Annotated in this window: 11 protein-coding genes; 9 read left to right on the top strand and 2 right to left on the bottom strand. The window is 56.5% G+C overall.

Annotated features, from left to right (window positions below; all coding sequences use genetic code 11):
* Nucleotides 1-100: 100 nt before the first annotated feature.
* Nucleotides 101-313, bottom strand: coding sequence for a 50S ribosomal protein L31 (rpmE, locus tag ACRDD5_RS21105; RefSeq protein WP_271266271.1), 213 nt, complete (start codon nucleotides 311-313; stop codon nucleotides 101-103).
* Between the two features lie 207 nt (nucleotides 314-520).
* Here rpmE and priA point away from each other — a divergent pair, with 207 nt between their 5' ends.
* The 7 genes from priA to rraA all read left to right on the top strand — a co-directional run bounded on the left by priA (nucleotide 521) and on the right by rraA (nucleotide 8497).
* The gene (priA, locus tag ACRDD5_RS21100; protein ID WP_438677899.1) at nucleotides 521-2716 is read left to right on the top strand and encodes a primosomal protein N'; all 2196 of its coding nucleotides are present in this window, start codon (nucleotides 521-523) and stop codon (nucleotides 2714-2716) included.
* A 134-nt stretch (nucleotides 2717-2850) separates the two neighbouring features.
* Entirely contained in the window at nucleotides 2851-3876 is a 1026-nt protein-coding gene (cytR, locus tag ACRDD5_RS21095; RefSeq protein ID WP_438677898.1) for a DNA-binding transcriptional regulator CytR, read from the top strand.
* Between the two features lie 93 nt (nucleotides 3877-3969).
* Entirely contained in the window at nucleotides 3970-4965 is a 996-nt protein-coding gene (ftsN, locus tag ACRDD5_RS21090) for a cell division protein FtsN (protein ID WP_438677897.1), read from the top strand.
* 91 nt (nucleotides 4966-5056) lie between these two features.
* Nucleotides 5057-5587: an ATP-dependent protease subunit HslV gene (hslV, locus tag ACRDD5_RS21085; protein ID WP_271281445.1), complete on the top strand. Its 531-nt coding sequence runs from the start codon at nucleotides 5057-5059 to the stop codon at nucleotides 5585-5587.
* A gap of 9 nt (nucleotides 5588-5596) precedes the next feature.
* Entirely contained in the window at nucleotides 5597-6928 is a 1332-nt protein-coding gene (gene hslU, locus ACRDD5_RS21080) for an HslU--HslV peptidase ATPase subunit (RefSeq protein ID WP_271281444.1), read from the top strand.
* 70 nt (nucleotides 6929-6998) lie between these two features.
* Entirely contained in the window at nucleotides 6999-7919 is a 921-nt protein-coding gene (gene menA, locus ACRDD5_RS21075) for a 1,4-dihydroxy-2-naphthoate polyprenyltransferase (protein WP_438677896.1), read from the top strand.
* A gap of 92 nt (nucleotides 7920-8011) precedes the next feature.
* Complete coding sequence (gene rraA, locus ACRDD5_RS21070) at nucleotides 8012-8497, top strand: ribonuclease E activity regulator RraA (RefSeq protein WP_271281442.1); 486 nt, start codon at nucleotides 8012-8014, stop codon at nucleotides 8495-8497.
* Nucleotides 8498-8560: 63 nt separating this feature from the next.
* On the opposite strand, the gene zapB is transcribed toward rraA, so the two are convergent.
* Complete coding sequence (zapB, locus tag ACRDD5_RS21065) at nucleotides 8561-8800, bottom strand: septal ring assembly protein ZapB (protein ID WP_325934173.1); 240 nt, start codon at nucleotides 8798-8800, stop codon at nucleotides 8561-8563.
* A gap of 402 nt (nucleotides 8801-9202) precedes the next feature.
* Between zapB and ACRDD5_RS21060 the strand changes: the two genes are divergently transcribed.
* Both ACRDD5_RS21060 and glpK read left to right on the top strand, forming a co-directional pair.
* Nucleotides 9203-10048 (top strand): MIP/aquaporin family protein, encoded by an 846-nt coding sequence (locus tag ACRDD5_RS21060; protein WP_271281440.1) that lies wholly within the window; start codon nucleotides 9203-9205, stop codon nucleotides 10046-10048.
* 20 nt (nucleotides 10049-10068) lie between these two features.
* Nucleotides 10069-11580, top strand: a complete 1512-nt coding sequence (gene glpK, locus ACRDD5_RS21055; RefSeq protein WP_271281439.1) for a glycerol kinase GlpK — start codon at nucleotides 10069-10071, stop codon at nucleotides 11578-11580.
* Nucleotides 11581-11666: the final 86 nt, after the last annotated feature.

Raw genomic sequence — 11666 nt, 5'->3', positions numbered from 1 at the left:
ACTGGCGTGAATATATTTAATACGGAGATGGGTAATTATCATTGGGGAACAGTGTGCAGAAACAAAAAAAGCGCCTTTCGGCGCCTTTTTTTCGGGTAGCTTATTTAGCGCCCGGGATGCTGAAACGCTTGTTGAAGCGGTCAACACGGCCACCGGTTGCAACGTCACGCTGCTTACCAGTGTAGAACGGGTGGCATTTGCCGCACACGTCCAGGTTCAGATCGTGACCCGCGGTAGAGCGGATGGTGATCACGTTACCGCAAGAGCAGTTTGCAGTAATTTCTTCGTATTTAGGATGAATATCTTTTTTCATGGGGAGAACCTCAGTTAAGGCCGCGTCGCTCTTCCAGCCCTAACGCCAGACACCACGCGATGTTAATAGTATGTACTCTGACGCGACAAAAAGCGCATCAAAGGCGGCGAATCATACAGAATAAGATTTGTGTATGCAAACTGATCAGCACGCCGCCAGCAACTAATGTGTATACTAACGCGCCACTTTTCAAGTCAGGAAGATTCGATGCCCGTTGTTCACGTTGCCCTTCCCGTTCCGCTTCCCCGCACCTTTGATTACCTGCTGCCAGACGGTATACAGGCCAAAGCGGGCTGTCGCGTGAACGTGCCGTTTGGCAAGCAGCAGCGCGTGGGCGTGGTGGTCGCGGTCAGCGAGAAAAGCGAGTTGCCGATCACTGAGCTGAAAAGCGTTATTGAGGTGATGGACAGCGAACCGGTTTTCTCACAAAGCGTCTGGCGTTTGCTGCTGTGGGCGGCCGACTATTACCACCATCCCATTGGCGACGTGCTGTTTCACGCGTTACCCATTCTGCTGCGCCAGGGCAAAAACGCCAGCCATGCGCCGGTGTGGTACTGGTTTGCCACCGAGCAGGGACAAGCCGTCGACATTCACAGCCTGAAACGCTCCCCGAAACAGCAGCAGGCACTGGCGGCCCTGCGTCAGGGGCGGATCTGGCGGCATCAGGTTGAAGCCCTCGATTTTAACGACGCGGCGCTGCAGGGCTTACGTAAAAAAGGGCTGAGCGAACTGGCCTGCGAAGCACCCGCGCTGACCGACTGGCGCGACGGCTTTGCGGTGTCGGGCGATCGTCTGCGTCTGAATACCGAGCAGGCCACCGCCGTTGGCGCTATCCACAGCGCCTCGGACCGTTTCTCTGCCTGGCTACTGGCGGGCGTGACCGGTTCCGGCAAGACCGAAGTCTATCTGAGCGTGCTGGAAAATGTGCTCGCGCAGGGAAAACAGGCCCTGGTAATGGTGCCGGAGATCGGCCTGACGCCACAAACTATCGCCCGCTTTCGCGAGCGCTTTAATGCCCCGGTGGAAGTACTGCACTCCGCGTTAAATGACAGCGAACGTCTCAGCGCCTGGCTGAAAGCCAAAAATGGTGAGGCGGCGATTGTAATTGGTACCCGCTCGTCGCTGTTTACACCCTTTAAAAATCTGGGCGTGATCGTGATCGACGAAGAGCATGACAGCTCCTACAAACAACAGGAGGGTTGGCGCTATCACGCCCGCGACCTGGCGGTGTACCGCGCGCACAGCGAGCAGATCCCGATTATTCTTGGCTCCGCCACCCCAGCGCTGGAAACCCTGCATAACGTACAGCAGCGCAAATACCATCTGCTGCGCCTCACCCGCCGGGCGGGCAATGCGCGTCCGGCCATTCAGCATGTGCTGGATCTGAAAGGCCAGCAGGTGCAGGCCGGATTGGCCCCGGCGCTCATCACCCGCATGCGCCAGCATCTGCAGGCCAACAACCAGGTGATCCTGTTTCTGAACCGCCGCGGCTTTGCCCCCGCGCTGCTGTGCCACGACTGTGGCTGGATTGCCGAATGCCCGCGCTGCGATCATTACTACACCCTGCATCAGGCCCAGCATCATCTGCGTTGCCACCACTGCGACAGCCAACGCCCGGTGCCGCGTCAGTGTCCGTCGTGCGGCTCCACCCATATGGTGCCGGTCGGGCTGGGCACCGAGCAGCTGGAACATGCGCTGACGCCCTTCTTCCCTGGCGTGGCGATCTCGCGCATTGACCGCGACACCACCAGCCGCAAGGGTGCTCTTGAGCAGCAGTTAGCGGAAGTGCACCGCGGCGGTGCGCGCATCCTGATTGGCACCCAGATGCTGGCGAAAGGCCATCACTTCCCGGATGTCACCCTGGTGGCGTTGCTGGACGTTGACGGGGCGCTGTTTTCTGCCGACTTCCGCTCCGCAGAACGCTTCGCCCAGCTCTACACCCAGGTGGCGGGCCGGGCCGGGCGCGCGGGTAAACAGGGTGAAGTGGTGCTGCAAACTCACCATCCGGATCATCCCCTGCTGCAAACGCTGCTGCATAAAGGCTACGACGCTTTTGCCGACCAGGCGCTGGCGGAACGGCAGACCCTGCAGCTCCCGCCGTGGACCAGCCATGTGATTATCCGCGCCGAGGATCACAACAACCAGCAGGCACCGCTGTTTCTCCAGCAGCTGCGCAATCTGCTGCAGGCCAGCCCGCTGGTGGATAATCAGCTGTGGATTTTAGGCCCGGTTCCGGCGCTGGCCGCTAAACGTGGGGGGCGCTACCGCTGGCAAATCCTGCTGCAGCATCCTTCGCGGGTTCGTCTGCAACATATCGTTAGTGGCGCGCTGACGCTGATCAATACCCTGCCAGACGCGCGAAAAGTGAAGTGGGTACTTGATGTTGATCCCATTGAAAGCTGAATCACGGTGAGAGGCGGATCGAAAAATTCAACACGCCTCACACTTTTTATGAAAATTCTGTAACCGATTCCATTCACGATCTGATAAAACTGACGGAGTCAGAAGACCGGTGATACGCCTGTGAGGAGAAGAGGTTGAAGTCCAGGAAAGAGGTTGCCTCGGCGACCATGAAAGATGTTGCCCTGAAAGCGAATGTTTCTACGGCAACGGTATCCCGAGCCTTAATGAATCCCGATAAAGTCTCTCAGACTACGCGTAATCGCGTTGAGCAGGCGGCGCTGGAAGTGGGCTATCTGCCCCAGGCGATGGGCCGTAACGTCAAGCGTAATGAATCCCGCACCATTCTGGTCATTGTGCCCGACATCTGCGATCCCTTTTTCAGTGAAATCATCCGCGGCATCGAAGTGACTGCCGCCGCGGCGGGATATCTGGTGTTGATAGGCGACTGCGCGCACCAGAACCAGCAGGAAAAAACCTTTATTGACCTGATTATCACCAAGCAGATTGACGGCATGCTGCTGCTCGGCTCACGTCTGCCGTTCGATGCCAGCATCGAAGAACAACGCAACCTCCCGCCAATGGTGATGGCCAACGAATTCGCGCCGGAGCTGGAGCTGCCCACCGTCCATATCGATAACCTCACCGCCGCATTTAATGCGGTGAATTATCTGCAGGATCTGGGACATAAGCGTATCGGCTGTATCGCTGGACCGGAAGAGATGCCGCTGTGCCATTATCGCCTGCAGGGCTATGTTCAGGCCCTGCGTCGTACCGGGGTGACGGTTGATCCACACTATATAGCCCGCGGTGATTTTACCTATGCCGCCGGCGGGTTGGCGCTGGAGGCGCTGCTGGCGCTGCCGGAACCGCCTACCGCGGTGTTCTGCCACAGCGACGTGATGGCGCTGGGTGCGCTCTCTTACGCAAAACGCCGTGGCCTGAACGTACCGAAAGATCTCTCTATTATCGGTTTCGATAATATTTCATTGTCTGAGTTTTGCGATCCGCCGCTCTCGACGGTAGCGCAGCCACGCTATGATATTGGCCGTGAAGCGATGCTGCTGTTGCTTGATCAGCTTAACGGGCAAACCGTCAGCAGTGGGTCACGCTTGCTGGACTGTGAATTAATCATTCGTGGTTCCACCCAGGCGCTGACGTAAAGTCACCGCCTTTCAGACTTCCTCGACTGGTCAAAGGCCCGCCGCTTAAGTAACATGACGGGCTGACAAACGAATAAATACAGCGAAACGATAGTGGCACAACGAGATTATGTACGTCGCGGCCAGCCGGCACCTTCGCGACGCAAAAAGAGTAGCTCACGGAGCCAGCAACGTAGTCTGCCTGCTGTCTCGCCTGCCATGGTGGCGATTGCTGCGGCGGTGCTGGTCGCGTTCATCGGCGGCCTCTGGTTCATTACGCATCATAAAAAAGAAGAAGCGGAAGCACTGCAGGGCAAAAAGGTCGTCGGTAATGGCTTACCGCCGAAGCCTGAAGAGCGCTGGCGCTATATTAAAGAGCTTGAAAGTCGCCAGCCGGGCGTACGCGCCCCGACCGAACCTTCTGCTGGCGGCGAAGTCGTGGATCCCACGCAATTAACCAACGAACAGCGCCAACTGCTGGCACAGATGCAGGCCGATATGCGCCAGCAGCCTACGCAGCTTAACGAGGTGCCGTGGAATGAACAGACGGCGGCGCAACGCCAGCAAACGCTGCAACGCCAGCGTCAGGTTCAGCAGCAAACTCAACAGCAACAGCAGCAGTGGGCGCAGACCCAACCGGTGCAGCAGCCGAAAGCGCAGCCGCGCGTAGCGGAACAGCCGTATCAGCAGCCGCGTACCGTGCAGACGCAACCTGCGCAGCAGCCAAAAACGCAGCCTGCGAAGCAAAGCACCGCTGCGCAGCCGTATCAGGATCTGCTGCAAACGCCAGCGCACACGGCCGCAGCGCAGCCGAAAGCCCAGCAGGCGGCACCGGTCACCCGGGAAACCGAGCCACCGAAGCCAACCGCAGAGAAGAAAGACGAGCGCCGCTGGATGGTGCAGTGTGGTTCATTTAAAGGCGCAGAGCAGGCTGAAACCGTGCGCGCGCAGTTGGCCTTTGAAGGCTTTGATTCGCGCATCACCACCAACAACGGCTGGAATCGCGTGGTGATAGGTCCGGTGAAAGGCAAAGATAATGCTGACAGCACCATTACTCGTCTGAAGATGGCGGGTCACTCAAACTGCATTCGACTCGCCTCCGGGGGTTGAAACCCCCAAAATCCCCCCCATCTATCATTCTATTCAGCCCTGAGCACTGGCTCGGGGCCCCTATTCCGATTATGTAAACCAGGGGGTCTTCGTGACAACAATAGTAAGTGTACGCCGTAACGGCCAGGTGGTAATTGCCGGTGATGGCCAGGCCACGCTGGGTAATACCGTCATGAAAGGCAACGTGAAAAAAGTGCGTCGTCTGTATAACGACAAAGTGATCGCCGGGTTTGCAGGCGGTACGGCTGACGCCTTCACGCTGTTTGAGCTGTTCGAACGTAAGCTCGAAATGCACCAGGGCCATCTGGTTAAAGCCGCCGTTGAGCTGGCGAAAGACTGGCGTACCGACCGTATGCTGCGCAAACTTGAAGCGCTGCTGGCCGTTGCCGACGAAAATGCTTCGCTTATTATCACCGGTAACGGTGACGTGGTGCAGCCAGAAAACGACCTGATTGCTATCGGTTCCGGTGGCCCGTACGCCCAGGCCGCTGCCCGCGCGATGTTGGAAAATACCGACATGAGCGCACGCGATATCGCTGTGAAGGCGTTGGATATTGCAGGTGATATCTGTATCTATACCAACCACTTCCACACCATCGAAGAATTGCCGTCTAAGGCGTAAGGATTTCTCATGTCTGAAATGACCCCACGCGAAATTGTCAGCGAACTGAACAAACACATCATCGGCCAGGATAACGCCAAGCGCTCCGTGGCGATCGCCCTGCGTAACCGCTGGCGCCGCATGCAGCTCGATGAAGAGCTGCGCCATGAAGTGACGCCAAAAAACATTCTGATGATCGGCCCGACCGGCGTCGGTAAAACCGAAATCGCCCGTCGTCTGGCGAAGCTGGCGAACGCGCCGTTCATCAAAGTCGAAGCCACCAAGTTCACCGAAGTGGGCTATGTCGGTAAAGAAGTGGACTCTATCATCCGCGATCTGACCGATTCTGCAATTAAGATGGTGCGCGTCCAGTCGATCGAGAAAAACCGCTATCGCGCCGAAGAGATGGCGGAAGAACGCATCCTGGATGTGCTGATCCCACCGGCAAAAAATAACTGGGGCCAGGCCGAACAGCCTGCTGAACCCTCTGCTGCCCGTCAGTCTTTCCGCAAAAAACTGCGTGAAGGCCAGCTGGATGATAAAGAGATTGAGATCGATCTCGCCGCTGCGCCTATGGGCATGGAGATTATGTCGCCTCCAGGCATGGAAGAGATGACCAGCCAGCTGCAGTCCATGTTCCAGAACCTGGGCGGCCAGAAGCAGAAACCGCGTAAGCTGAAAATCAAAGACGCGATGAAGCTGCTGATTGAAGAAGAAGCCGCCAAGCTGGTCAACCCGGAAGAGCTGAAGCAGGACGCTATCGACGCCGTTGAACAGCACGGGATCGTGTTTATCGATGAGATCGACAAGATCTGTAAGCGTGGTGAATCGAACGGTCCGGACGTGTCTCGTGAAGGCGTACAGCGCGACCTGCTGCCGCTGGTAGAAGGCTGCACCGTCTCCACCAAGCACGGCATGGTTAAAACTGACCATATCCTGTTTATCGCCTCTGGCGCGTTCCAGGTGGCGAAGCCATCCGATCTGATCCCTGAACTGCAGGGTCGTCTGCCTATCCGCGTTGAGCTGCAAGCGCTGACCACCGAAGATTTCGAGCGTATTCTCACCGAGCCAAATGCCTCTATCACCGTGCAGTACAAAGCGCTGATGGCGACTGAAGGGGTGAACATTGAATTCACCGAAGACGGCATCAAACGCATCGCTCAGGCGGCATGGCAGGTTAACGAAACCACCGAAAACATCGGTGCGCGTCGTCTGCATACCGTACTGGAACGTCTGGTGGAAGATATCTCTTATGAGGCCAGTGACCTGAATGGTCAGAGCATTACCATTGATGCCGACTATGTGAGTAAGCACCTTGATGCTTTAGTAGCAGATGAAGATCTGAGCCGTTTTATCCTATAATCGCGTTCAATGCATTTTCATCACTGATGATGGGGCTGAAAAGCCCCATTTTTATTGGCAAATAATAACTATGACTGAAATTAGCCGTTCGCAAGCCTGGCTGGAAAGCCTACGTCCTAAAACACTTCCTCTCGCCTTTGCCGCCATTGTGGTGGGCACAGCCCTCGCCTGGTGGCAGGGATATTTCGATCCCCTTGTTGCCGTTCTGGCGCTGATTACCGCCGGATTACTGCAAATTCTCTCTAACCTCGCCAACGATTATGGCGATGCGGTTAAGGGCAGCGATAAACCCGACCGGATTGGCCCCCTGCGTGGGATGCAGAAAGGAGTGATCACCCAGCCGCAAATGAAGCGGGCACTCATTATCACCGTGGTGCTGATTTGCCTCTCCGGGCTGTCGCTGGTGTTGGTGGCCTGTAAAACCCCCGCCGATGTGGTTGGCTTCCTCGTGATGGGCGTGCTGGCGATTGTTGCCGCAATCACCTACACCGTAGGCACCCGTCCTTACGGGTATATTGGTCTGGGTGATATTTCTGTGATGGTCTTCTTTGGCTGGCTGAGCGTAATGGGAAGCGGGTATTTACAGGCTCACGCCCTGATCCCGGCCCTGTTCCTGCCTGCCACGGCCTGCGGTCTGCTGGCGACGGCGGTACTCAATATTAATAACCTGCGCGATATCGACAGCGACCGTCAGAACGGTAAAAACACGCTGGCGGTACGTTTTGGGCCGGTGAATGCGCGACGCTACCACGCCTGCCTGCTGATGGGCGCAATGCTGTGTCTGGCGCTGTTTAATCTGCTGTCGCTGCACAGCGTCTGGGGCTGGCTGTTTATCCTTGCCGCGCCGCTGCTGGTGAAGCAAGCGCGTTTCGTGATCCGCGAGCAAAGTGCGTCCGCGATGCCGCCAATGCTCGAACGCACGGTAAAAGGTGCACTGCTCACTAACTTGTTGTTCGTGGTTGGAATTGTGCTTAGCCAGACGCTGAATTAGCTGACAAATATCAATTAACAATTGATGATTTTGCAAACAATGCGATTCGCGCGATATACTGAAATCATTCGCAGCAACTGAACCTTAAGCCTATGAAATACGATACCTCTGAGCTTTGTGACATCTACCAGGAAGATGTTAACGTCGTAGAACCGCTGTTTTCCAACTTTGGAGGACGGTCGTCGTTTGGCGGACAAATCATTACGGTGAAATGTTTTGAGGACAACGGGTTGCTGTACGATCTGCTCGAACAGAATGGCCGTGGTCGCATTTTGCTGGTCGATGGCGGGGGCTCCGTACGCCGCGCACTCATCGATGCCGATCTTGCCCGTCTTGCCATGCAAAACGAATGGGAAGGCCTTGTGGTGTATGGTGCAGTGCGTCAGGTAGATGACCTGGAAGAGTTGGATCTGGGCATACAGGCGCTGGCCGCGATTCCGGTAGGTGCCGCAGGTGAAGGCATTGGCGAAAGCGACGTGCGCGTCAATTTCGGCGGTGTGACATTCTTCTCTGGCGACCACCTCTACGCCGACAATACCGGGATTATCCTTTCCGAAGATCCGCTGGATATCGAGTAACCCGGCATCCTGCAGAAACAAAAAAAGCATCCTGAGGATGCTTTTTTTATGTCGGAAGCAGAATTACACCTCTTCCATACGTCCCAGCAGGGCATGCAGACGATCCTGCCAGCCAGTCTGCTGTTCGCGCAGCTGGTGGTTTTCACGCTCCAGCTCTTCACGACCGTGCTGAGCAGTTTGAATTTCCTGCGACAGCGCGTTGTTTTTTTCTTTCAGCTCTTCGATTTCCATCTGCAGCAGGGTGATGGTGTCGATCGCCTGCTGTACTTTCGATTCCAGTTTCTCAAACACTTCTAACGACATAATCCTACCTCTCCTGAATTGCAAGGCGACGCTTTGATGTAAACGCGCACAACATATAGTGCCGATTGTATGGAGCCCCGTCGTCCCTGTCCAGCGGCAGACCGCGCAGATTGCGGTTTGCCACACTTTTCGGCCTCGTCCTGGTGCGTTCGCGTCATATACCTCTAAATTGTTAATACTTTAGTTAATGAAATGCTTCTGCCACCTACCACTCCGCTGCTTCTCCGCTCACTTCATGGCGCGTTATCGCTCATTTTATTGACGCAGTACACACATTTTGATTTCGATATTTCTCGTTTTTGCTCGTTAACGATAAATTAACACTATATCTACAGAACGAGTGGGCTGGTATGACCATGGCCACACGAATAATAACCATAAATTTTCTTTCAGGATCCGATTATGAGTGAAACCTCAACCTTAAAAGGTCAGTGCATCGCCGAGTTTCTGGGTACCGGATTACTTATTTTCTTCGGTGTCGGATGTGTGGCGGCGCTGAAGGTGGCGGGCGCCAGCTTCGGCCAGTGGGAAATCAGCGTGATCTGGGGTCTGGGCGTGGCGATGGCCATCTACCTGACGGCGGGTGTTTCCGGTGCGCACCTGAACCCTGCTGTGACCATTGCGCTATGGCTGTTTGCCTGCTTTGACGGACGTAAAGTCGCGCCCTTTATCGTGGCGCAGTTTGCCGGTGCTTTTAGCGCGGCGGCGCTGGTTTACGGGCTCTATTACAATCTGTTTATCGACTTTGAACAGACGCACCACATGGTACGCGGTAGTGCCGAAAGTCTGGAACTGGCGGGCATCTTCTCGACCTATCCCAACCCACACATTAATTTTGTGCAGGCCTTCGCGGTTGAAATGGTGATTACCGCTATCCTGATGGGCGTCATCATGGCACTGGGCGATGATGGCAACGGCATTCCGCGTGGCCCGCTGGCACCGCTGCTGATTGGCCTGCTGATTGCGGTTATCGGCGCATCGATGGGTCCGCTGACCGGCTTCGCCATGAACCCGGCGCGTGACATCGGACCGAAAACCTTCGCCTTCTTTGCAGGCTGGGGCGACGTTGCCTTCACTGGCGCAAAAGACATTCCTTACTTCCTGGTGCCGCTGTTCGGCCCCATTGTAGGTGCTGCGCTGGGCGCATTCGGCTATCGTAAGCTGATTGGCCGCCACTTGCCGTGCGACACCTGTATTGCCGAGGAGAAGGACACGACCTCCGGCACACAACAAAACGCTTCGCTGTAATCTGACTACGGGACCTCACTATGACCGACAAAAAATATATCGTTGCGCTCGACCAGGGCACGACCAGCTCCCGCGCTGTCGTGATGGATCATGACGCGAATATCGTCAGCGTATCACAGCGCGAATTCGAGCAAATTTATCCTAAGCCAGGCTGGGTTGAACACGACCCGATGGAGATCTGGGCTTCACAAAGCTCGACTCTGGTCGAAGTGCTGGCGAAAGCGGACATCAGTTCCGATGAGATTGCGGCAATCGGTATTACTAACCAGCGCGAAACGGCGATTGTCTGGGAGCGTGAAACCGGGAAACCGATCTACAACGCCATCGTCTGGCAGTGCCGCCGTACTGCAGAAATTTGCGAGAAGCTGAAGCGCGACGGCATGGAAGAGTATGTCCGCAGCGCCACTGGCCTTGTGGTCGACCCGTACTTCTCGGGTACCAAAGTGAAGTGGATCCTCGACCACGTGGAAGGCTCCCGCGAGCGTGCCAAACGCGGTGAACTGCTGTTCGGCACCGTGGATACCTGGCTGGTCTGGAAGATGACCCAGGGCCGCGTACACGTGACCGATTACACCAACGCCTCGCGCACCATGCTGTTCAACATCCATCAGCTGGACTGGGACGACAAAATGCTGGAGGTGCTGGACATCCCGCGTGCCATGCTGCCGCAGGTGCGCAAGTCCTCGGAAATTTACGGCCAGACCAATATCGGCGGTAAAGGCGGCACCCGTATTCCTATCGCCGGGATCGCCGGTGACCAGCAGGCGGCGCTGTTTGGCCAACTGTGCGTGAAGGAAGGGATGGCGAAAAACACCTACGGCACCGGCTGCTTTATGCTGATGAACACCGGCGAGAAAGCGGTGAAGTCCGAACATGGGCTGTTGACCACCATCGCCTGCGGTCCGCGTGGGGAAGTGAACTACGCTCTGGAAGGCGCGGTGTTTATGGCAGGCGCATCCATTCAGTGGCTGCGCGACGAGATGAAGCTTATCAGCGACGCGTTCGACTCTGAGTATTTCGCCACCAAAGTGAAAGACACCAACGGCGTGTACGTGGTACCGGCGTTTACCGGGCTGGGTGCTCCGTACTGGGATCCGTATGCTCGCGGCGCGATTTTCGGCCTGACGCGTGGGGTGAACTCGAACCACATCATCCGCGCGACGCTGGAATCTATCGCCTATCAGACCCGCGACGTGCTGGAAGCGATGCAGGCTGACTCCGGCATTCGTCTGCACGCCCTGCGCGTGGACGGTGGCGCGGTGGCGAACAACTTCCTGATGCAGTTCCAGTCCGACATTCTCGGCACCCGCGTGGAGCGTCCGGAAGTCCGTGAAGTAACGGCCCTGGGTGCGGCGTACCTTGCCGGTCTGGCGGTGGGCTTCTGGCAGAACCTCGACGAGCTGCAGGAAAAAGCGGTCATCGAGCGCGAATTCCGTCCAGGCATCGAGACCACCGAGCGCAACTTCCGCTACAGCGGCTGGAAGAAAGCGGTGAAACGCGCGCTGGCGTGGGAAGATCACGACGAGTCGTAATACTTCCCCTCACCCTGCCCTCTCCCACAGGGAGAGGGTATTCAGGTTCCCTCTCCCTGTGGGAGAGGGTGAGGGCATCAGGCCGC

Origin of the sequence: Silvania sp. (assembly GCF_051656365.1) — a bacterium.
GTDB lineage: Bacteria > Pseudomonadota > Gammaproteobacteria > Enterobacterales > Enterobacteriaceae > Enterobacter > Enterobacter hatchlandensis.
The sequence above is the reverse complement of the archived record's forward strand: the minus strand, read 5'-3'. Positions and strand labels throughout refer to the sequence as shown.